Origin of the sequence: Streptomyces sp. CB02009, from assembly GCF_001905825.1 — a bacterium.
Classification (GTDB): Bacteria; Actinomycetota; Actinomycetes; order Streptomycetales; family Streptomycetaceae; genus Streptomyces.
In genome coordinates this window covers 96277-116370 of the sequence record NZ_LIVV01000013.1, presented here as the reverse complement: position 1 = coordinate 116370, position 20094 = coordinate 96277, and the positions used below count along the sequence as shown (strand labels likewise).

Sequence of the window (20094 nt, the reverse complement as noted above, 5' to 3'; positions counted from 1 at the left end):
CTGCTCATCCTCCTCAGACGGGAGCAATGGCAGCCCCGGGTGAAGGAGGCCGAAGCGGAGGAGTTGCCCCGTCCGCCTCCATCGAAGGGGCGGGCTGGTTGTCTGCGGCTCCTGTCCAGGGATCGAGGGTCCAGGGTTCGTCGAGGACTGCGAGTGATGGGGGGTGTACCAGGGCGCCGGGGAGGCGGGGGTGGGGGCTGAGGATGTCCTTCGCCGTCAGCCGGGCCAGTACCGGCTCCGGGGGGTGCGCCATGCGGTCGCGCAGCCAGTCGGCGGAGACCGCGGGCGAGGAGCGCAGGTGGGTGAGGACGGCCGCGGCGGCCGGGTCGTCGGTGAGGTGTGTGGCGGCTTCAGTCAGGAGGGTGCTGTAGCGGGTGATTGTGGTGGTGCGGTGCCGGGCGGTCTCGGTGACGGCGCGGGCGAAGAGAGAGCCCCACTGCGTCCATCGTCCTTCGGAGGCGGCGGCGAGGGCCTCGTCGTGTGCGCGGCGGTGGGTGTGGACCCAGCCGTCCAGGTCCAGCAGCAACCCGGGCAGCAGTCCAGCCGCCAGCAGGTCACACTGGGCGAGGAGGCGCGCGGTCCGGCCGTTGGCGTCGGCGAAGGGATGGACGGTCAGCAGCCGCGCCATGGAGAGGGCTGCCGCATCCAGGGCGGGAGCCGTGGTGTGCACGGCCCAGCGGTACCAGCGTTCTACGTGGTCTGTAAGTTTCCGGCCGGGTGCCACCGTGAGTGCGAAGACCTGGCCGTCGGCCCAGGTGATCCTGGCCGAGGACCGGCGCAGGCCGCCGGGGCCGGGGATGCTGGGGTCCCCGGCGACGATCAGCGTGTGCAGTTCGCTCAGGGCGGCCGGGGTGAAGCAAGGCCTGCGGCCCGGCCGATCCGCGATCTCGGCGCGGGTGGAGGCGGCGGCCAGCAGCCCGGCCTCGGCCCGTCGTTCGGCCGCCGCGGCAATCCGGCCGGTGACAAGCCGGTCGGGGATGCGGGCCAGGTGACGGCTGTGCACGGCCGTGCGAAACCGGGGCCGGTGGAAGAGGTCCGGGTTGTCCAGGTGGCGACCGGCGGTGTCGGAGAGTTCGGCCAGCGCTGCGGTCGCCTCGTCCCGCTCCGCCGGGGGAATCGCCTCCGCGTCCAGCGGCGGTACGACGGGGGCGATCCGTCGTACCGCCGTGCCCGAGGGGCGTGGGGCCTTCAGCACCACCGGCTGGTCACCTTGCCGGTGGGCCGCACCACGTCCACGTACTCGGTGGTGGTGTATCCCAGCCAGTTCGTGGAGGTGACCGAGTAGGTGAACGTCTGATACTCGACGAACAGGGCCCAGGACTGGCCCGGTTGGAGGGTGACGTCGACGGAGTACGACTGCTCGATCTGGGTGTTGAGCTGTGCACCGAGCGAGGAGGACAGCACCGTGGCCGCGTTGGCCGAGATGTTGGCGCTGACCTGGTAGGAAACCTGGTACTTGACGGTTCTGTTGACCCGTATGGGCATGGAGTTGGCGTTGCGGTGGCAGTCGGTCGGTACCTCGGTCTTCGCGCCGGCCTGGATCGGGCCCGCGCCGTTGGTCGGCGCGCCGCTGTCCCAGCCCCATGACATGGGCGGCATCGCCGGGTCCATCGGGGTGGGCGGCCGGGTGGCGGTGCCGTCGACGACGACCTGGGGCAGTGTGCCGTTCACCGGCTGGCCGACGACGCCGTTGAACATGTCGATCTCGCCCCCCGAGCCGCCGGTGCCGCCGCCGTCCCCTCCGCCGCCCCAACCCCCGTCACCGGGGTCACCGCCGGGGAAACCGCCCGGGTTGTCGTCCGGCCAGGGATCCTCCTCTTCGTGGTCGCAGCTGGTCTGGTTGTCCTCGCAGGCGTACGCGGTGTACGAGGCGGTCACCGCCGGCACGGCGGTGAGCACGGTCGCGCCGAGGGTGGCGGCGACCATCATCTGGCGGAGCTTCACGGTTTCTCCGGTCTGCAGCGGATCGGATGGGCGGCTCACAGCCTCTCCGGCTCGCTGACCCGGTCGCCTCCGTAGAAGTACGCAAGTCATTACGCAAACGGTGGGTGGTGACAGCCGGGCCAGGGCCGCAATCTGGCGTCCCCGGCCTCCGCACGTGCCGTTGCCCAGGCGACAGTAGTGGGGCGCCCGAGCGCGGTACCGCCGTCGCGTGGGCCTGGAACTCCCCCGTCTGCTGACCGGCCTCGTGGCCGCCGGACAGCCGTTGACCCCACGACGTCCTGGCCACCACCGCTCACGCCTCCAGCAAGTGCAGAACCCGGTCCCTCGACCATCTCCGCACCGCTCTGGTCACGTACCAGGTTCTGGCGAGTACGACAGGCTCACCGCGCCGCCCGCATCGAACCCCGCCTCGCTTGCCCGACGGCTGGGGACGCGTCCCGCCCACCCACGTCCGGCCCGCCGCCGACCCCGGCGGCGGGCCGGAGGACTCTCACCGGAACGCGGTGGCGTTCTGCTCCGCCCACTGGGCGAACGTGCGCGCCGGCCGTCCGGTCACCTTCTCGACGACGCCGTTCGGGGTGTTGTACTCGACCGGCGGTTCGGCGAACACCTCCAGCTGGAAGTCGATCATGTGCTCCGGCACGCCCTGCGCCCGCATCGCCTCACGCGCCTGGTCCGGGGTCAGTTCGACGAACTCCACCTCACGGCCGACCGCCGAGCCCAGCGCGGCGATCTTCTCCCGCAGCGAGATGCGCTCCGGGCCGGTCAGCAGGTACTCCTCCCCCGCGTGCCCGTCCTCCAGCAGCGCCGCCGCCGCCACCGCGCCGATGTCCCCCTCATGCACCATCGCGGTGCGCGAGTCCCCGTACGGCCGCTCGACCCGTCCCGCGCGCACCTCGTCCGCCCACTCCAGGGCGTTGGCCATGATCTCGGTCGGCGCCACCACGGTCCACGCGAGACCTGACGCCCGCACGGCCGGCTCCAGAGTCGACTCCGACCAGCCGGCGAGCATGGTGACCCGGCGCACCCCAGCGGCCTCGATCATCGCCACCAGCTCCCTGCCGTTCTCCAGCGGGGCGTAGCCGTCGCCGCCGAAGTTGATCAGGTGCACGGCTGCCACGCCGTCCAGCGCCGACGCGAGCGACGCCGCGTCGGTCAGGTCACCCCCGACGACCTCGACCCCCGGACCGAACATGGCCTCCCCAGGCCGCCGGGTCAACGCCCGTACCGGCGCCCCGGCCTCCCGCAGCGCTCCCACGACCTGCCGCCCGACCGTACCGGTCGCACCCGCCACCAGAAACGTCATGCCGACTCCTCGAATCCTTCGCCACCGGCCTCTCCGGCCACACCCACACCTTGGCCCACGATGCGGACAGCTACGGTCCTCAATGGATCCTGTCGGCCAGCCTCCGTCGGCCGCACGACGGTCGGCTCATCACCGCGACCGGCAACAGCGGCTTCAGCACAACCCCCTGCTCGTCGGCATGGTCCCCTCACCCCGCACCCAGATCATCGCGATGCGGTACGGGGAACAGCGAGTGAGGATCGCCCTTGACCTGGGCAACCACCGGCCCCTGGTCCTCCTCACCAGACACCAGCGGCCGTCCGCCGGCGCAGCGCGAGCCGGCTCGAACAGTGGCTCCGGAACCGTCAGCTCCGCTGGTGCAAAGCCCTGGTCCGCACCGCCATGGAGGCTGCCGAACGGCAGCACACCACCAGCGATGCCGGAGAGAAGACGATCGCCGCCATGAGCCACATCACCTGCTGCTCGGAATTACGCCGGCACCACGAGCGCAAACAGGGCCGAGGACATGAAACAGTCCCAAGCAGGCCTGGCGCCGACCCGGCGACGGAGCAACGTGCTGTGGGCGCTACTCCGGGGCCAGCGACACTACGAACTCACGCCACCTGAGGCGACCGCCCCATAGGGTCTCCCGCCAGTGACAAACCTGATCATCGACGAGAGCCGACCTCTCAGGGATGATCCCATCAGCATGGACCGATGACGCTGAGGAGCCCCTGTGATCACGCAAGGAGTACAGGTCACAGACCGGTGCAGGGCCTGCGGAGGAACGACGACCGTCGATGTCGGTCAGTTCTTCGACGAGGGCATGCTCTGCTGGGGCACCGAAGGACGATGCGCGGACTGCTCGGACGGGTGGTGCGAGCAAGACAGCGGACCCGTCACGCCCGAGAACATTCGACAAGCCCTGCTGCAAGCACACGGGGCGGCGCGGCTTCGCCTGTCCGGAGACGTGCCAAGCCTCGTTCCGGTGCTGCAGGCGCTGCGCAGCGCACGGGAACTGTCCCTGGGCGAAGCACGAACGCAGGCTACGCAGCTCGTCGAGACCGGTCTCATCGGCACGCTCGTCGAGATGGAGATCCTGGCAGTTCAACTTCGGAAACGAGCCATCCAGGTAAGCGTTGAACCAGCGGCATCACCCCGCCCGGACGACAACCGCAACGGCTAGACACCGACATTGAGAAGTCTGGATAGCCCGTTCACCGGGCTCAGCCCTCGGTAGTTCGGCACGCTGGTGACGGCTCTGCGCCACGAGGGTGCCGACGCTGTCCGCACGGGCCGACCCTGCGGTTAAGCTGCTGGTCGGGGCGGTGCGGCCCGGCCGCGGCGCCCGAAGCGACGACCGCGAAAAGAGCGACCATGACCACCACGGCACGCGTGACCACACAGCACGAGGACGGCCGGGTCCGCGTCACCCGCTGGGACTTCGAACCCGGCCAGTCGACCGGCAACCATGTGCACGCCTACGACTACGTCGTCGTCCCCGTCACCGACGGGCGGACGCGTGTGATCACCCCCGACGGGCGCAGCACCCTCTCGGAGCTCAGGGCCGGTGAGTCCTACGCGCGGTCGGCCGGCAGCGAACACGAGGTCGTCAACGCCGGCACCGAGCCGCTCGCCTTCCTCGAGATCGAGCTCAAGTAACCCCTTAGCGGGATCGAGCTGCCCCCACACACGGAGACGCCGCGTCGGGACACGCCCGTATAGAGGCGCCGTATCGAGCGACTCACGCACCGGCGCCACGACGAGCGGCCCGTGCGGAAGCGCCGTGCCCCAGCTCCGGGGAGGAGGGAGGCGGACATCGTGCACAGGATCTGGACGTGCGTGACCGCTCCCCGGAGGAGCGCCCGGCGCCGGCGGAGGGCGGCGTTCGTCCGCCGGGCCACATCCGACCCCCACAGGCACGGTCAGGCACAGCGCCTCCTTCGCAAGCTGGCGCGGCACCGCTGACGGCCGCTCCCCCGGCCCGGCAGGCCGGTCCCACGACGCCCCGCGCCACCAACGGTGCCGGGCGTCGCCGTGTGCGGACGACGCGAGCTGCCCGCGCTTCGTCATCGCCCGCCCGCCGCCATTCGGCGCCTCGGCACCGGCCACTCGCGCGGCGGCCGCGCGCCGGGCCTCAGCGCATCGAGGCCGGCGGGTCCGGGACCGGGAGGGTGCGGCTGTAGGCGTCCAGCGCCGCGAACAGGCCGGGAGCCAGCCAGTCCTGGCCGGTGTCGTCGACCCGGCAGCCCGCCGACCGCAGCCGGTCCGCGATCTTCCGACGGCAGGCCGGATCGGCGTCCAGCCGGATGAAGTTGCGACCGCCCAAGTCGGTGACCTCCCGCTGGTCCCCGGCCTTCACGATGACGGTGCGGTCCGGATACGCGGCCAGCGCCATGCCCAGTTCGAGGAGCACGTTGGGGCGGGCCTGCAGACCCGTACCGGTTCCGTCACCGCCGTCCCCGCCCAGGCCCGGGTGCAGGTTCACCACGTCGTCAGGGGTCATCAGGACCAGAGTGGCCTGGGCGCGGCGGACCGCGTGGCCGATGACCTCGCCGAGGTAGGGCGCGGCGCTGCCGGTCCCAGCGACCAGGGTCTCCCATTCCAGCGGCCTCAGGTCCAGCGCGCGGAGAAACGTGAACACGGCGTCGCGCGCCTGGTCGTCGCGGCCGTGGACCACGAACACGGTGCGGGCGACATCCCCGTCTGCGGGGTCCTGCCGACCTGCGGGTGGCGCACCGGCCGGGGCAGGCGCGGAGCGGGACGCCTCGGGTCGGGATCGACTCGGGTGTGGGTGGGACACGGTGTCGGGTGGCTCGGATCTGTTCGGGTGCGGGTCGGACGTCGCTCGGGGCAGCCCGGGCGGGGTGGGAAAGGGCTCGGGTGGCGGGGCGGGCGGCGGGGGCAGCAGGGCGAGGGCCTGTTCCGCCTGGGACGCGGTCAGTTCGAGGTAGTGGGCCTCGTCGTCGACCCGGGCGAGGAACCAGTCGGCCAGCTGCCGGTCGTCGGCGAACGGCCCAGCCCCGGCGAGGACCATCGGCCCCCGGTCGCGCAGGGTCTCGGCCATGTTCGCGGCGGCGATCGTCCCGGTGCGGTGCAGTTCCCTGAGGGAGATCGCGAGGACGGCGGCCGCGGCGCGCCGCCGGGCGAGCAGCCCGGCCGTGCGGTCGAGGGCTCCGGGCCTGTCGTCCGGCGGCCCGGGGTCGACGTCCGGCAGCCGCACGTCACCGGTGTCGCGTTCGAACACCCTCAGTTCGTAGCGGAGTTTGGCGGCGTGGAGCAGGTAGCGCGCCAGCCGCGGCAAGGCGAGGTCGCCGCGGGACCAGGTCCAGGCGCTCAGCAGGTCGTCGTCCGCGGTGTCCGCGGCGAGGTGCAGGCGGCGTTCGGCCCGTGCGTCGTCGCCGGGACCGGGCTCCCAGAGGGTCACGCCCCGGTCCAGAGCGACCACGTCGGTGCCTGGCGGCACGGGGGCCTGGCCGGGTGCGGCCCGGCACAGGTGGAGCCGGGCACCACCGAGCAGGGCACCGGTCCGGCCACCGCTGACTACGTCCCAGAGCGCGTCGAGCCGGTCCGGTCCCGGCGCCCAGGGAAGGCCGACCGGATCGTGCGGGACAGGCCGGTTCGACGGGTCGACGGTTGATCCGCCCGGGGCGCGCATGGCCCCCGGGGCGAGGGCGGCCGACAGGACCAGCACGTCGTGGTGACGGCGCAGGACGGCCTGGAAACCCTCGTCGGGGCACTCCTGGGTGGCCAGGGGCTCCTCGGCCGGCCCGCCGGCCGTCCGGGGCGCCGGACCCGGCGGCTCCTCGGGCAGGTCGTGCGGCAGGCCCACGCCCGGGATCGGCCGGTCCATCCGGAACAGCGAACGGGCCGCCGACCAGATACCCCGCAGGCCCTCGTAGGCCGCCGCGGCATCCGGGCCCTCGCAGGGCGCGTACAGGTGGACGATCAGCCGCGGTTCCTCTACAGCTCCGGAGCCGACTTCGGATACTCCGGAGCCGACTTCGGATCCGGCTCCAGATCCAGATCCGGCTTCGACTTCGGCTTCAGCTCCAGCTCCAGCTCCAGGTCCGGCTTCGGTCCCCGCCCCGCGTGCAGGGCTCATCCGTCCCTGCCCTCCTCGGGACGGCCACCCGCCGCCGGCCGGGCCTCGGCACCGGACGTGCCGGTGGAGTCGGGGGCGGGGGTGGTGAGCTGGTGGACCAGGTGGTTGACGCGTTCGCGGATACGGGGCGGTGCGGGGAGCCCGGGGGCGGCGGCGCCGGCTCCGGCCCGTAGGACGCGGCCCGGTCCGGCCGCCAGCAGGGCCGCGAACGCCCGCTGGCCGGCAGGCGTATCGGGACTGCCGCCGGCTGCCGCCAGCTCGTCGAGGGCCCGGCCGACCGCCTCCCATCCCTCCGGGGAGAGCCGCCAGCCCAGGGTGCCGGACAGGACGGCGGCCACGGGGCTCGGGACCTGGCGCGAGTATGGGACCCGGCCCGGCGCCGGGTTCGGGCCTGGTTCCGCGGATGGGCGGTGGCCAGGCGTCGGGTTCGAGTACCGCTGCGGGAACTGCTCGGGGTGCTGGTCCGGGTTCGGCACGGTGTCTCCGGTTTCCGTCGGGCTCACGGGGCGGCCAGTGCGGCGGCGATCTGCGGGATGCCGATGCGGTCGAGCACGGGCTGGGGAAGGACGATGGTCAGGGCGGGGCAGAAGCGGCCCCTGCGGGAGGCCGCCACGAAGGACTCGACGATCATTCGCAGCAGGTCCTCGTGGCGGGTGCCGTCCAGACGGGCCAGTCCGGAGCCCACCAGTGGGAGGGCCACCGGCATCAGCTGGCCGTGGTCCCGCAGCGCCTCCCACAACCGGTCGAGGCCGTGGGCGAGTTCGGGTACCGAGGAGCGGGCCACCAGATCGTTGCCCATCCGGCTGTAGGCGACGCCGAAGACCCGGACGCCCGGGAGTCGGAGGACCGCGACCGTGCCGAGCGGGTAGCGGACGAGCTTGCCGCGCCGCTTGTCGGTGCGCGACTCCTTGGCGACCGGCTCCACGCCCCGCAGCGCGACACGCAGGTCGCGGTCCAGCCTGGCCCGGTCCCCGCCGTACAGACGGCTGACCAACTGCCCTTGCACACTGGACTGGTTGATGACGATGTCGAGGTCGGTGGCGGTGTCGAAGGTGTCGGTGAATCCGACCACCAGATGAGTGTCCCGCTGGGTCAGCAGGTCACCGCGGGCGATGACGACGGAGACCGCGGGATCGTCGAACTCCCGCCGCAGCAGGCCGCGGTGTCGGGAGCGGACGCGGGAGCGGAGTTCGGCGACCGTGGCGGCGACCTCCCCGTCCCCCGGCAGATCGGCCGCCAGGTCCTCGGCCGTGCGCAACGCCTCCGGCACCCGGCCGAGTTCGAGGTTGACGCGGAGGAGTGCGCGGCGTGCCTCCAGCCGGACCCGGCACAGGTCCGCGATGCCCTGCCGGGCGAACGGCAGCCGCTCCACGGCCATGAGGGGCCTCCCCCGCCACAGGGCGAGCGCGCTCTCCAGCAGGGAGGCCTCGGTCACCGCGTCCGCCCGCTGGGCCAGCGCCACCAGGTCGCGGAAGTGGTGGGCGTCCACCCGCTCCCTCGGCAGATCCAGCCGGTACGCCGACACCGGGCCGGGTTCCGTGCTGACGACCGCCCGATGGGCCCCGCCGCCGGTGTCCCGGGACAGGGCCTGGCGTAACTGCACGATCCGCTTCTGCACGCTGACCCGGTCGGCACGGCCGACCGGCCCGGGCCCGGCCTCCCACACGTCCCGGTAGAGCTCGTCGACGGTCACGGCCTCGCCGTCGGCGAGGAGCAGTCGGGCGAGCACCGCCAGCGCGGTCGGCGGCACGGCCACCTCAGCACCGTCCACCCGCAGCCGGGTCCGGCCCAGCACTTCCACGTCCACCCCGGCACTCATGACGCCCTCCCCGGGATCGGAAGCGGACCGGAAGCGGATCGGAAGCACGACGGGGATTTCACCGGAAGCACTGCCTGGGGTCTCCTTGCCGACCGGGGGATCGGCGCACGAACAGGGCTGCGCCGACGTGAAGGGTGGGAACGAACGCATGACTGCACACGACAGGGGCGCTGCCGGGACCGGCAGCATCGGCCTCCCGTCACTCAACTTGGTTGAAAGACTACCAAGTTGGGCGCTCCGTACCGGGGATTCCACAGATCTACGCCCATCGGGGGACGGGCGTCCCTCCGCGGGCGGCGTACTGCGCCGGCTCGCGGCCCGGCTCCAGGAACGCCTGCTGGGCGGCACCTCCGTCTCCCTGGGCCCGACCCGCGCCGGATACGCCCTCGCGATGGCCCTGTGGTGCCTGGCGGGGGTCGTCCTCATCGGCGCGGAAACCCGCTTCATGGGGGCCTGGGAGGACGAGCTGCGCAGCGCCGACCGTGTCCCGGCGGTCCCGGGCCAGGTGCTGACCGTGCCGAGGACCGGGGAGTACGGCCTGTACGCGGACGGACCGGCCGGGTCCGCCCTGCCGGAGCTCGTCGGGCCGCGCATCGCACTGGTACCGGAGAGGAAGGGCGCGAAGCCGCCCCGCCTCATCTACCGGTACGACGTCGCGAACGGCGTCGCGTACGCCGTCCGGGACGGGGCGGGGCGGCTGCGGCAGGGCCGGATCGTGGAGAACGGCAAGCGGATCGAGGCCGGCCGGTACGCCCTGCGGATCGGCACGGGGCAGCGGCCGGGCACCGAGCTGCTGATCGCCTCGCGACCGAGCCAGCGGATCGGGGCGGCCGCCTTCGGCGGATCGCTGGCGGGCGGCTGCGCGGTGGCCGCCGTGGTGCTGGCCGGGGTGACCTGGAGCCGTCGGCGGAACGGCCGGCGGCGTCTGTTCGGCTCCGGTGCCGGGGCGCCGGTCCGGCCGGCCCTGACGGTCCTGCTGCCGTCGGCGGCGGCGCTGGCCGCGCTGATCGGCGTGGCCCTGGGAACGACCACGGGCTACGGCTCGTACTCGCTGGTCCAGCACTTCCCGCTGCCCCCGCTGTACGTGGTCGGCGGCGCCCCGGTGCGCGACGTGGCGGTGGTGGCACTGCTGATGGCGCTCGTGCCCTGGCAGCTGTTCCGGCTCGCCCGGCACCTGCGGTCGGCCGGGCGGGCGCCGGCCTCGGCCCTGGCCTGCACGGCGGCCGTGTTCGCGGTGCCCGCCGTGGTGCTCCTCAGCATCCTCACCCTGATCGAGCCGCTGGGGCGGTGGGCGGCATGAGCGACTCCCGCCTCTCCGGGCCCGTCGACCCGTCGGACTCCTCGACACCCTCCTCCGGAGCGACCTCTCCTGCGGACGACACGACCTCTGCGGGCGCCGCGGCCCCTGCGGGCGCCATGACCCCTGCGGGCGCCACGGCCCCTGCGGGCGATCACAGCTCAGGGCCGCACACCGGCTCCGCCGGGACCACGAGCACCACGGCCCCGACGACCGGCTCCGCCACCCCGGCGACCGCACCACCCGTACCGCCCGTCCCGCTCCAGGCGGCGCCGGGACCCGTCCCCGGCCGGCAGCAGGCGCCCCGCCCGTACCCGGGGGCCGTGCCAGGGCAGGGCCCTCGGGCCGGCGAAGGGGCGGGAGCCACCGGGACCACGGACGCCCCGCCGCCATCGACGGACCCGAAGCGGCGCCAGCGGCGGACCTGCAAGCGCCCCGGGACCAAGGCCGTCGCGACTCTCGCCCTGGCCGGTGTCCTGCTCGGCGCCGCGGGCTGCCTGCTGCCGTGGACCGCCGGCCCGGATGCCGACCTCGTCCCCGCCGGCGCCCATCCCACCGTCGGCGTGGTCGGCCTGGGTACGACCCTGGGCTGGGCGGGCGGTGACGCCCGCGTCTCCCTCCTGCTGCTGCTCCTCGCCTTCCCGGCGGTGCTCGCCTGGTACCTCGGCTGGTGCGGCGTCCGCCAGCGGATCAGCGGGGCGGCCGCCGGCCTCGCCGCCCTCCTGTGGACCGTGACGGCCCTGGTCTCCGATCCCGACCCCGCCACCTGGGAGGGCGCGCCGCTCGACGTCTCCCTCGGTCCCGGCGGCTTCCTCACGGCGGCGGGCGCGGCCCTGGTGGTCGCGGCCTCCCTGACGGCCCGCCGCGACCCGCTCAGCGACTTCCTCGCCACGGCCCGGCGGGTCCACTCCCTGTGGCTGCGCGGGGACCGGGTCGAAGCCGTACGGCGGAGCCAGGCCCTGCTCGCGCGGGGCGACCGCACCCTCGGGGACCGTGATCCGGACGTACGGAACCTGTGGTTCGTCCACGCCCTGATGCTCGCCGAACTCGGCGCCGCCCCCCAGGCCGTACGGTCCGCGACCGTGGCGGCGGCCCGCTGGGTGGACCGGGACCGCGCCCGCGAGCACGAGCGCGCACGGGGTCGGGCAGCGGGCACCCCGGGCCCGCGGTGGCTGGTAGCCCTGCACCGCGACGGCGGCACGTACACGACCTGGGCCGTCCTGCTCAATACCGACGCGGTGCCGGTCCTCCTCGGCGAGGCGGCCCGGGTCCTCGTCGCGGAACCGGGCCCGATGGCCCTGCTCCGGGAGGCCCTGCCCGAGATCCAGGCCGCACTCGCCGCGGAGGCGACCGCACATCTGCCCGCGCAGTCCGCGTAGTCCGCACAGTCCGCACAGTCCGCACGATGAGGAGAAGATCATGGACTGGGGAAACCTGTTCGACAAGGGAATGCAGTTCGTCCAGCACGCCACCTACGCGGCGTTGGTCGAGAGCTGGCTGCGCGCCGACGACGAGACGGCCCACGCGATGGTCGCCCGGTACGCGGAGGCCAGCCCGGCCGACGAGCGGGCCCGTCTGGAGGAGGCCCTCATCACCCACGGGACCACCCACTTCGACCTCCAGGCCCGCGCCCGGATGATGCGCTTCTACGGCACCTTCAAGGTCGTCGAGATGCTCTGCCACGGCGGTCTGCGATGAGCGGGGTCCTCCGGAGCGAAGGGACGGAGGACGCCCGTGGGCGAGAGCCGCTGGGATGAGGACGAGGCCATGTCCCAGGAGATGCTGGTCTGGCAGATCAGGCAACGCGCCGAGGCCCTCGATGACGTCGCCGTGCTGGACCGGGCGACCGAGCTCGCCGCGACGCTGGTGGACCACACCCCGGTCGGGCACGAGCGGCGCCGGCTGAGGCTCGCCATGGGGGCCGAACTGCTGGTCCTCCGCTTCGAGTGGGCCGGCCGGTCCCCGCACGACCTGGAGGTCGCGTGCGAGATGGCCGCCCTGATCCCGGAGGCCCCGCCCGGTGAGCTCCGGCTGGCGCCGTACATCCTGAACGTCCGCGCACAGGCGTGGTACATGCTGGGCAACGCGCGCGGAGACACCGCGGCCCTGAGGCAGGTGCTCCAGGTCCTGGACGAACCGCGGCCGCCGGCCGTCCTGGACGCGGGCCACCAGCAGCTGTTCGACGCGCAGGCGTGCAGCCTCCGTGGGCTCGCGGAGCTCGCCCTCTTCCGGCACACCGGCGAGGGCGGCCTCCTGGAAGGGGCGGTCGAACACGCGCGCAGGGCCGTCGAGACCTTCCCCGAAGCGAGCGACCTCCCGGTCGATCCGGGGCCGGCCCGGGCGGTGCTCCGGGTCAACCTCGGTGAGACTCTGCGGTACCGGCACCACCAGAACGGTGCCGAGAGCGATCTGACGGACGCGTTCGACGCCCTGACCCGTGCGCTCGGCGAGCTGCCGGTATCCCACCCGGCCCTGGCCATCGCCCTCACCAACCTGGGCGGGATCCTCCAGGCCGCGTACCACGCCCAGGGCGATCCAGACCTTCTCGTCGCCGCCGTGGACCAGTTCCGGAAGGTCCTCACGGCCACCGGGTCGGCGGACAGCCGGCTGCCACAGCGCCGCTCGAACCTGGTGCTCGCCCTGTTGATGGTCCACGACTACACCGGGGGCCACGAGCCGTTGCACGAGGCCGTCGCACTCGCACGGCAGGCCGTCATCCCGGGCGACTGGTCGGGCGGCCACCTCTCGGCGCACACCGACGTCTACTCCGCGGGCGTGCTCGGGGCGGCCCTCGTCCGGCGCGGCGACCTCCTCCACGAGGCGGCGGACTTCACGGAGGCCGTGGACGTGCTGCTGCGTGCCGCCGCCGTGCCGGCGGAAGGCGACCCGGAACTGCCCGACCTCCTGAAGCTCCTGGCGGACGCCCACTTCGCCCGCTACGACGCCTTCGACGACCCGGCGGACCTCGAAGCGGCGACCGCGACGGCGCAGCGGATGCTCTCGCTCCCCCACATCTACAACACCGACGAAGTGCAGTGCCTGACACAGCTGGCCCGCTTCCGGACACGGGCGGCCGCCCGGCACGCCCCCGGCGCCCCCGACTCGGCACGCGCCCAGCGGGCCGAACTCGACGCGGCGGTCTCCGTGCACCGCCGGCTCGTGTCGCTGACCGGCTCCGACGCCTTCGACGCCGTGGCGCGCGCAGTGGGCCTCTGCGACGCACTCGGCAAGCGGTACCGACTGACCGGCGACCCGCAGGACCTGACGGATGCCCTGGCCCTGAGCGCGGCCGCCGCCCTGAACGAACGGGCCGGGGAGTACGACCGGCTGGCTGCCCTGCGCCTGTACGCAGAACTCCTCTGGGACAAGACCGAACGGGACGGTGACCCCGCCGACCTGCGGCAGGCGATGGAGCTCTGGAAGATCACCGCGGCGAGCCCCCTGCTGACCCCGGAGTCCCGGGTCCAGGACGCCCGGCGGGTGGCGGCGGGTGCGGCCTCCCTGGGTGACTGGTCCGAGGCGACCGACGCGTTGACCGGGGCGGTCGCCCTCCTGCCTCAGCTCGCGTGGCACGGGACGGGTTGGTCCAGCCGGGAGAACGTCCTCGGGAGGCTGGACGGACTGGCCTCTGCCGCGGCCGCCTGCGCGATCCGCGCGGACCGGCCGCGGGAGGCCCTCACCCTCCTCGAACGGGGCCGTAGCGTGCTGTGGCGGCAGGTCCTCCACTTCCGGGCCGACCTGACGGCCCTGCGGGAGGAGCATTCGGAGCTGGTCCGCGACCTGGAGGAGACGCGGGAGGCCATGCGGCGCGGTGGCGGCACCGGCAGGTTCCTGCCCGCGCCCCGGGACGGCGACGGACCGGACACGCGGATGCGCGGCCCGGAGGTGGACCGCCACATGGCGCTCGCCCGCCGGTGGGACGACCTGGTGGCCCAAGTGCGCGCGCTGCCGGGGCAGGAGCAGTTCCTGCGGGTCCCGCCGTTCGCGGGTGTCCCGGAGCACGGGCCGGACCTGGCCGTGCTCAACGTCAGCGACTACGGCTGCCACGCCCTGCTGGTCCGCGGCGGCGCGGTCACCGCGCTGCCCCTCGCGACGACGCTTGACGAGGTCTCCGGACACACGCAGCGGTTCCTCGACGCGGTGGGCTCCCCCGAGGACGGCGACCCCGCGGCCCCCGAGCGGGACGGCTCCCCCGCCGGCGGCGAGCTGCCCGCCGACGTGGCGGCCGACACGCTCGCCTGGCTGTACGAGACGGTCGCGGGGCCCGTCCTCGACGCCTTCGGCGTACCGGACCGGGCACCCGACGGCCGGGACGCGCCGCGGATCATCTGGAGCCCCACCGGGCCCCTGACGTTCCTGCCGCTGCACGCCGCGGGGCTCCACACCACCCGGCACCACGCCGCGCCGCGGACGGTGATGGACCGTGCGGTGTCCTCGTACAGCCCGTCCCTGGACTCGGTCAGGGACGACGGCGGGGTTCCGGGGGTCCGGTCGGTGCTGCCGCCGTCCGGGCGCGGACTGCTCGTCGTCGACGTCGGCGACCTCCCCCACCCGCGCGACCTGCCGGGCGCCAAGGCGGAGGCGGACCTGCTGGAGGAACTCTTCCCGGAGGCCCTCCGTCTGTCGGGCGTCCGGGCCGACCGCGATTCCGTCCTGCGGGGCCTGGACGCCTGTTCCTGGGCGCACTTCGCCTGCCACGGTGCCCAGACGGTGGACGACCCCTCGGCGGCGGGCCTGGTCCTGCACGGGGAGGAGGTCTCCCTCGCGGACCTCAGCCGGGCCAGGCGGACCCCCGCGCGGCTGGCGTTCCTGTCCGCCTGCGACACGTTCCGCGGGGGCGGGCGCGTCGCCGACGAGTCCCTGACCCTCGCGACCGGGCTGCGCACGGCAGGCTGGCACGACGTGGTGGCGGCCGTGTACCAGGCGGACGACGCCGTCTCCGGGCAGATCGTCCACGCCGTGTACGCGGGGCTGGCGGCCGGCCGGCCGGTGCACGAGGCCCTGCACGAGGCGGTCCTGCGCTGGCGGGACATCCTGCCCGTCGACCCGCGCCCCTGGGCGCACTTCGTCCACATCGGCCCCTGAGCCGCCACCGCGGCCGGTGGCGCCGACGAGAGGAGCACCATGCCGTCGCAGGATCCACAGGCAGGGCCGCCCCTGCCGTTCCGCCGTGTCACGGAGGCCGGTTACGCGGACACCGCGGCCCGCACGTTCGCCGTGGACCGGGGACCCGGCGGGGTCGTACGCCTCACCGGGCCCTGCCCCCGGTGCGGGGCGTGGATCTCGCCGCCCGCCGTCGCGGAGACCGTACGCGGCCGGGAGACCACCGGGCCCGGCCTGGTGACGGTGGTGTGCGACTGCGAGGAGCCGCATCCGCAGCGCCCGGCCAACCGCACGGGATGCGGGGCCTATTGGAACCTCACGATCGAGGAGGTACGCCGATGAACTCGCCGCCCGGCGGCGCCGGCACCGGCGCTGGCGCTGGCGCTGGCGCTGGAGCCGGACAGGCCGCGGGGAGCGGATCGGTGCCGGGACCGGTCCCGGTCCCGGTCCCGGGGAGCGGACCGCCGCCGGTACCGGGGAGCGGCACGCTGCCGGTACCGGGGGCTCGCTTGCGGCCGGGGCCCGCGGCCACGGCGGCGGATCTCCGGCGGGCCGAGTTCCTCACCGAACAGCTGGGCCCGAACGGCGAGTTGCGCAGGGTCCGGGTGGCCGCCACCGCCTGGCGGAACGGCCTCGCCGGTCTGCTGCTCGCCCTCACCGGCTTCACCCTGATCACCGGGCGGTCCGACGTCGGACAACTGGCCCGCCCGGCCGGCATCGCCGCGGGGCTCCTGCTGGCCGCGTCGCTGACTGCGGGCGGCGCCGGTGCCTGGCTGCTGCTCCGGGCCGCCCACGGGGTGCCGCGAGTGCTGCCCGCGAACGGGCCCGTCGACCCGGTGGCCCTCGACCACGAGGAGGCCCTCGACGCCCTGCGGGACCTGCGCGCGGGACGGCTCCTCGTCCTGCTGCACACCGTGCTGCTGGCCGCCGCCGTGGCGACCACCTGGTACGGGCCGGCCCGCGAGGACCCGGTGCTGCGGATCCGTACCGACACGCAGTCGGTGTGCGGCACGCCGGGCGCGGTGCGCGGCGACGTCCTGGAGCTGAAGACCCCGGAGGGCCCCCTCGCGGTGGACCTGAGCCGAGTCACGCAGCTGGCTGCGGCCTCGTCCTGCCCGCCCGCCCCCTGACGGGGCGAGCGGGGCTCGACGCCCGACCGCGCACCGCGGCGGCTGCCACTGCTTCCGCACCTCATTGTCCATACGCGCGGCAAGATATCTGGGGGCGGGCCCGTCGGCCACGTACACCGGGCAGTCCGACCGGACCGCCACGAGATCTCCGCCGCGCTGTGGCTGTGCCATCGCGGTCTCCGTCTGGGGCAGTGCGGAGCGTGCGACCGACCCCCAACCGACCAGGCACTTAGCGCAGTTGGCTTCCTCACCGTAGGGTTTGCTGCCGAGGGGGAACCCCTCGCTCGGCGGGGGAAGGGGAACCATGGAGATCTATGCCCACTGGCTTGATGGTGAGCATCTGCGCGTGTCCGGGTGGGATCCGCAGGACACGTCATTGGCCGTGATGCTGAAGATCCAGGCCCTGTTGGGGCACACGGTGGTACTGAGCGACGTACAGGTCATCGACAGCCATGCGGTACAGACGCTGTTCGAGACGGAGGACTTCCGGGCCTTCGTGCGCGGCTGCCCGTCGTTCCTGCGCTGCACCACCGCCGCTCCGGCCGGCAGCGACCCCTTCGCCCTGGTCACCACCGGCCTGCACCGCGCCCTGGAGCCTGGCTGGCTCTCGTCTTCGTTCGACTCGGCGGAGCCCTTGGTCAGGCTGTCCGAAGCCGTTCTGGAGCGCGGCGAGGCGAACCCCGGGCCGCTGTTCGCGCGGGGCACCGCGCTGGGCGCACGGTACGAGGAGGGAGGGGTGATCCGGCGCAGGCTGGAGGCAGTGGCCTGGACCCTGCACCACTTCTCCCGCGAGGCGGGAGTGCCGCTGGGCACGAGCGCCGTGACGCGCCCCTGCTCGTACCACGACGTGTTGGAGGAGGTGGCGGAGCTGCCGGGGCTCCCCGGCCACGACTACGACCCGGTGGAACGTACCCTCGCCTATCTCGACGAGCACGTGGAGCCGTCGCACAGGCACCGCAGGGCCGCGCTCTTCGCCCAGCTCGACGCGACGGACCCGCCGCACAGGACGGCGATGTGGAACACCGCGACGCAGGCCTGGAACGCGGCGGTGCAGCGGACGCTGGGCACTGACGGGGCGTCCCCGCGGTCGCTCCCGGAAGCGGCCGACATCGGGCTCTATCTCGGGCGTCCGACGGACGCGCTCTTCGAGCCTGCCGGCCCCGGAGCCACGGCCCCTGCGGAACACGGGATGGCCCCGGCCAGCCTGGCGGCGGTCGCCGAACTGGGCTGGCAGGACATCGCGAAGATCCATCAGGACGAGGTCGTGACCCGTCGGCGCGACGGCTTCCAGGCGGCGCTGCGCGCCGGGGACGCGGCGGCGGCCGACGATGCCCTCCCCGCGCTGCTCCGGTCGGTCCGGCGAAAGCTGCCGGCCTCCGGCGAGCGGCCCGGGCGGCTGGCCTGGGCCGCGGCCGAGACGGGCCTCGGGCTCGCCGGCGCGGGGCTGGCGCTCGGCACTGGCGAGACCCTCGGTCTTGTGGGGCCTGCGCTGGCGTTCGGCCTGGCGGCCGAGCGGCTGCTTCGGGGCGGCCGCAACCGGTCGCACATCGTCAACACGCTGATGACGGCGGGTGGAAGGGGGACCTGGGCCCGGCGTGGCGAAGCCTGAGAAGGGGGTGGTGGGTGCCGGGCGGTCACGCGGTCGGCGCCTCCGCCTCTGCCCTGATACGTGCCTCAGGCGCGCTGAACTGGTGGGCACGGCCGCCGCGCTCCTCCGAGAGGCAGGGACGTTGTCGGTGGCGGCCGGTACGTTGCGCTCATGGGTGTCTATCTGGTGAGTGTCGCTGCGCAGGACTGGTCACAGCTCGGGGAGGACGGGTACGGGGACGTCGCCGCCGCGCTGAGCACCGAGCTGGAGCGGCGCGGGCTGCCCCCGTACGAGCCGCGGCAGGTCGCGGGGAAGGCGCCGGGCTGGTTCGAGGAGAAGGTCAGCCCGTCCATGGACAGCTTCGTGACGCTGTGCAGGACTCGGCTGACAGATGCGGAGCTGTCGGCCCTCCTCGACTGGAATGTGCTGGTGCCGTTCGCGTTGGAGGAAGAGCTCGTGCTCCCCGTCGGCACCGCGTACTCCGGCGAAGAGACGGTGGTCGCCGGAGCCCCGCAGGTGCTCGCCCTGATCGAGCGGCTCGCCGAAGCCGTCGAACTGCCCGTGGACGCGATACCGGAGGGCGAGAACCTCACACTGAGCCTGTGGTTCCTGGAGGGCGGGGTTGATCGGACCGCCCGGGTGAGGACAGGGCCATGGGCCGAGGACCGGGACGCGGCCTTCTACGTGGCTCTCTATCTGCGCGCCGCACAGTACTCCATACGGCACGACTGCCCCATGACTTACTCCTGAGCCGAGCCATCACGGGCCAAAGGCCACGAGCCAAGAACCGGTGGTATGAGCAGGCACGCCCCCGACCCGCCATCCATCTCGGCGCTCAATGCAGCGGTCGTGGACGGCTCGCGCGAATCGACGACAACTGCCCTCCGCCCCCCTTGGTGTGGAAACCCCACGCCCCCGGCCCTGGGCCTGCTTCATGCCGCTTCTGACGCGCCGCTGCTCGGCGAGTCCGCGGACGGGGCGAAGTGGCCGCTCGAGGACTACTGCGCTGTTGTAGCGCGACGGCGGCTGGGGGCAACGCCTGCTGGTTGCAGTGGCCGATGCCGGGCAGGCTCTCGCATGTGCGGACCAAGGGCTCGCCAGTCGTGCCGGCGAGCCCTGCGATAGCGCCTACGCGCCCGTACAGCTCGTGGAGAGCGGTTCTCACCAGGTCAAGGACCGGCGCCCCATTGGCCCCTTCCGCTGCCGCGGCCGCCGCGATGGTCGACAGAATGCGCGGGAGTCGCGTTCGTTCCTTGGACCCAAGAACAGCACGCAAGTCGCTCTTGGTGTCGGCAAGGATGCCGGCGTTCTCTGTGGAGACGTGGGTTCCAAGCTCTTCCAGCCCCACCAGGAGGGCCGCCAGAGCCTCAGTCGGCCACCCTGGCGAAGCCCCTTGCCCGGTGCGACGAAGCGGTGCCGTCTCATCCGCCATGCGGCACTCGACGCCCCCGGGACCGCTGCCGGCCCACCTCGATCAGGACCTCGTCACCGGACGCGGACCGCATCCGCACTCGGCTGCCGTCCGGGAGCTCCACGGCCATTGTCGTTCCCGCACGGTGCTGAGACATGGCTGCCTCCTGCTCGCGCCGAGCTCGGCACCAGACCGTGAAGCATCGTGCAAGGTATGAGACAGCGCACAGCCCTGCGGCCAGAAGCGAGACTTCCATCGCGATTCCTCCCCTGAGCGTCCAGTGAAGCGCATCGTTCACCGGTGGGTACCGGCATTGCTCAGTACGGGGAGCTGCTCGATACGTGACACCGGTGCCGAAGGAATCTCACGGAGAGCACCCGGGGCCCGACGGCGTCTGCACGGAGTGGTCCGC

At 73.5% G+C, this 20094-nt stretch carries 16 protein-coding genes; 10 read left to right on the top strand and 6 right to left on the bottom strand.

Features of this window, described 5'->3' with window-relative positions:
* Positions 1 to 13 precede the first annotated feature (13 nt).
* From AMK27_RS37720 to AMK27_RS37710, 3 genes are all read right to left on the bottom strand, one after another.
* Positions 14 to 1198, bottom strand: coding sequence for a Fic family protein (locus tag AMK27_RS37720; RefSeq protein ID WP_073918579.1), 1185 nt, complete (start codon positions 1196 to 1198; stop codon positions 14 to 16).
* Positions 1189 to 1983, bottom strand: coding sequence for a DUF6426 family protein (locus AMK27_RS43155; protein ID WP_198956008.1), 795 nt, complete (start codon positions 1981 to 1983; stop codon positions 1189 to 1191). The genes AMK27_RS37720 and AMK27_RS43155 overlap by 10 nt, the downstream gene beginning before the upstream one ends.
* Before the next feature lie 451 nt (positions 1984 to 2434).
* Positions 2435 to 3250, bottom strand: a complete 816-nt coding sequence (locus AMK27_RS37710; protein ID WP_073918573.1) for an NmrA family NAD(P)-binding protein — start codon at positions 3248 to 3250, stop codon at positions 2435 to 2437.
* A 715-nt stretch (positions 3251 to 3965) separates the two neighbouring features.
* Here AMK27_RS37710 and AMK27_RS37705 point away from each other — a divergent pair.
* Both AMK27_RS37705 and AMK27_RS37700 read left to right on the top strand, forming a co-directional pair.
* Complete coding sequence (locus AMK27_RS37705) at positions 3966 to 4415, top strand: hypothetical protein (protein WP_241847732.1); 450 nt, start codon at positions 3966 to 3968, stop codon at positions 4413 to 4415.
* 191 nt (positions 4416 to 4606) lie between these two features.
* Complete coding sequence (locus AMK27_RS37700; RefSeq protein WP_073918570.1) at positions 4607 to 4891, top strand: cupin domain-containing protein; 285 nt, start codon at positions 4607 to 4609, stop codon at positions 4889 to 4891.
* A gap of 475 nt (positions 4892 to 5366) precedes the next feature.
* Here the strand turns inward: AMK27_RS37700 and AMK27_RS37695 are convergent, their stop codons facing one another.
* The 3 genes from AMK27_RS37695 to AMK27_RS37685 form a co-directional block, all read right to left on the bottom strand.
* A complete protein-coding gene (locus tag AMK27_RS37695) occupies positions 5367 to 7334 on the bottom strand; it encodes a CATRA conflict system CASPASE/TPR repeat-associated protein (RefSeq protein WP_241847731.1) in 1968 nt (655 codons plus the stop codon).
* A complete protein-coding gene (locus tag AMK27_RS37690; RefSeq protein WP_073918564.1) occupies positions 7331 to 7672 on the bottom strand; it encodes a CATRA system-associated protein in 342 nt (113 codons plus the stop codon). The genes AMK27_RS37695 and AMK27_RS37690 overlap by 4 nt, the downstream gene beginning before the upstream one ends.
* Before the next feature lie 161 nt (positions 7673 to 7833).
* Complete coding sequence (locus tag AMK27_RS37685; RefSeq protein WP_073918666.1) at positions 7834 to 9153, bottom strand: macro domain-containing protein; 1320 nt, start codon at positions 9151 to 9153, stop codon at positions 7834 to 7836.
* Between the two features lie 148 nt (positions 9154 to 9301).
* Here AMK27_RS37685 and AMK27_RS42825 point away from each other — a divergent pair, with 148 nt between their 5' ends.
* The 8 genes from AMK27_RS42825 (at position 9302) to AMK27_RS37645 (ending at position 19021) form a co-directional block, all read left to right on the top strand.
* Positions 9302 to 10453, top strand: a complete 1152-nt coding sequence (locus tag AMK27_RS42825; RefSeq protein WP_158076957.1) for a hypothetical protein — start codon at positions 9302 to 9304, stop codon at positions 10451 to 10453.
* Positions 10450 to 11829, top strand: coding sequence for a hypothetical protein (locus AMK27_RS37675; RefSeq protein WP_143204927.1), 1380 nt, complete (start codon positions 10450 to 10452; stop codon positions 11827 to 11829). Before AMK27_RS42825 ends, AMK27_RS37675 begins: the two co-directional genes overlap by 4 nt.
* A gap of 40 nt (positions 11830 to 11869) precedes the next feature.
* Complete coding sequence (locus AMK27_RS37670) at positions 11870 to 12148, top strand: hypothetical protein (protein WP_073918557.1); 279 nt, start codon at positions 11870 to 11872, stop codon at positions 12146 to 12148.
* A gap of 69 nt (positions 12149 to 12217) precedes the next feature.
* Positions 12218 to 15535, top strand: coding sequence for a CHAT domain-containing protein (locus tag AMK27_RS37665; protein ID WP_143204926.1), 3318 nt, complete (start codon positions 12218 to 12220; stop codon positions 15533 to 15535).
* A gap of 39 nt (positions 15536 to 15574) precedes the next feature.
* On the top strand, positions 15575 to 15895 hold the full coding sequence (locus tag AMK27_RS37660; protein ID WP_073918552.1) for a hypothetical protein: 321 nt from the start codon (positions 15575 to 15577) through the stop codon (positions 15893 to 15895).
* A gap of 167 nt (positions 15896 to 16062) precedes the next feature.
* The gene (locus AMK27_RS37655; protein ID WP_079188762.1) at positions 16063 to 16683 is read left to right on the top strand and encodes a hypothetical protein; all 621 of its coding nucleotides are present in this window, start codon (positions 16063 to 16065) and stop codon (positions 16681 to 16683) included.
* A gap of 346 nt (positions 16684 to 17029) precedes the next feature.
* Positions 17030 to 18292, top strand: coding sequence for a hypothetical protein (locus tag AMK27_RS37650; protein ID WP_143204925.1), 1263 nt, complete (start codon positions 17030 to 17032; stop codon positions 18290 to 18292).
* Between the two features lie 150 nt (positions 18293 to 18442).
* Positions 18443 to 19021: a hypothetical protein gene (locus AMK27_RS37645; protein WP_073918547.1), complete on the top strand. Its 579-nt coding sequence runs from the start codon at positions 18443 to 18445 to the stop codon at positions 19019 to 19021.
* Positions 19022 to 20094: the final 1073 nt, after the last annotated feature.

Coding starts and splice junctions, on each gene's coding strand:
- AMK27_RS37675 (WP_143204927.1), top strand. CDS start 10,450: ATGAGCGACTCCCGCCTCTCCGGGCCCGTCGACCCGTCGGACTCCTCG.
- AMK27_RS37665 (WP_143204926.1), top strand. CDS start 12,218: ATGTCCCAGGAGATGCTGGTCTGGCAGATCAGGCAACGCGCCGAGGCC.
- AMK27_RS37700 (WP_073918570.1), top strand. CDS start 4,607: ATGACCACCACGGCACGCGTGACCACACAGCACGAGGACGGCCGGGTC.
- AMK27_RS37660 (WP_073918552.1), top strand. CDS start 15,575: ATGCCGTCGCAGGATCCACAGGCAGGGCCGCCCCTGCCGTTCCGCCGT.
- AMK27_RS37710 (WP_073918573.1), bottom strand. CDS start 3,250: ATGACGTTTCTGGTGGCGGGTGCGACCGGTACGGTCGGGCGGCAGGTC.
- AMK27_RS37645 (WP_073918547.1), top strand. CDS start 18,443: ATGGGTGTCTATCTGGTGAGTGTCGCTGCGCAGGACTGGTCACAGCTC.
- AMK27_RS37695 (WP_241847731.1), bottom strand. CDS start 7,334: ATGAGCCCTGCACGCGGGGCGGGGACCGAAGCCGGACCTGGAGCTGGA.
- AMK27_RS37670 (WP_073918557.1), top strand. CDS start 11,870: ATGGACTGGGGAAACCTGTTCGACAAGGGAATGCAGTTCGTCCAGCAC.
- AMK27_RS37685 (WP_073918666.1), bottom strand. CDS start 9,153: ATGAGTGCCGGGGTGGACGTGGAAGTGCTGGGCCGGACCCGGCTGCGG.
- AMK27_RS42825 (WP_158076957.1), top strand. CDS start 9,302: ATGACTGCACACGACAGGGGCGCTGCCGGGACCGGCAGCATCGGCCTC.